This is a genomic window from Elstera litoralis, assembly GCF_000963705.1.
GTDB lineage: Bacteria > Pseudomonadota > Alphaproteobacteria > Elsterales > Elsteraceae > Elstera > Elstera litoralis.
In genome coordinates this window covers 1-1,265 of sequence record NZ_LAJY01000902.1, presented here as the reverse complement: position 1 = coordinate 1,265, position 1,265 = coordinate 1, and the positions used below count along the sequence as shown (strand labels likewise).

General features: G+C 49.2%; 1 protein-coding gene and 1 pseudogene. Both read left to right on the top strand.

Translation table 11 applies throughout. The annotated features are described in order from the left end of the window. Positions 1 to 180, top strand: a pseudogene (locus VZ95_RS20645) (type II toxin-antitoxin system RatA family toxin); the annotation flags it as partial. A gap of 506 nt (positions 181 to 686) precedes the next feature. Continuing rightward, the coding region (locus tag VZ95_RS24740) for a calcium-binding protein (protein WP_045777536.1) at positions 687 to 1,265 on the top strand (579 nt) is incomplete at its 3' end.

The following is a 1,265-nucleotide window of genomic DNA, read 5'->3' as shown; positions in this document are numbered from 1 at the left end:
AACAATCACTGGATTTTTCGTGCCGTGCCCGACGCGCCGGGGCAGACGGAGTTGGATTTCTACGTGGATTTCGAGTTCCACAATCGCATGCTGCAAAAGATTATCGAGACGCTGTTCAACGAAGCGGTAAAACGCATGGTATCGGCGTTTGAGGCGCGTGCGCGCGCTCTCTACGGGTAAAAATTTCCTCATATAAAAATATAAGAAATTTTAAATTAAATCCCTGCTCTTTAAGGCTAGAGGGGGCATGCTCTGCGACCTAAAATAGTCACAACTTTTAATTTTTATGTAATTGACTGCACAACCCTCGGTGTGAGATTTTGTGGCCGACACTCCTGAGGAGTGGTTCTAAAGGGATGGCCTCTTGATGCGAGAGTATCATGGCGATTTTTTTACGAAGTCAACTTTATGCCTCTGTCATCTGTAAAGACCGGGAGAGGGTTTTATTTTCTGGTCGCTATGTAGATGGCCTTGTAAGTCTACAAAACCTATCAATGGGTGCCTTGGTAGGTTGAGCCGCTGTATAAAAGTGAGAAAATTTTTCTCAGGAGAGGTCTCATACCCTGCGAAGAAAATTTCTCCTCTGTATAGCTTGCTGCGCTTTTACCAATTTTACTTGAATGCGCAGAAATAATTTTTGCGCAAAGTTCTCATTTCGTCTTGTTTCAATCTGAAGGAGATCGACGATGGCTGTTCCTACTGAAGGTAATGACTTTCTTGAAGGCACTGGTGGCGGAGATAGTATCGATGCCTTAGGTGGAAATGATAACGTTCTTGGCCGTGGGGGGTACGACACTCTGTTTGGCGGCTGGGGCGATGATTGGCTCAGCGGTGAAGAGGGTAATGATCTTCTGATCGGCGGTTATAACGACGATAATCTCTTGGGCGGCGATGGGAATGACATTCTCTACGGCGGCGAAGGTGATAGTAATTCTTCAGAAACCGGCAAAGACCAGATGTTTGGCGATGCCGGGAATGACACGATGTTTGGCGGCGCCGGCGACGATTACTTGAGTGGTGGCGCCGACGAGGATGCGCTATTCGGTGAAGCCGGGAATGACAATCTGTTCGCCGATGCCGGAAATGATTCGATCGACGGTGGTGCCGGGAATGATCTTATCGCTGGTGGTGCCGGTGACGATGCCATCGTTGGTGGTTCTGGCGACGATGAAATTACCGGCGATGGCGGGATCGATACCATCCTTGGGGGGCTGGGCAACGACACGTTGCACGGCAGCCTGGGTTATGACTCCGTCTATGGCGGC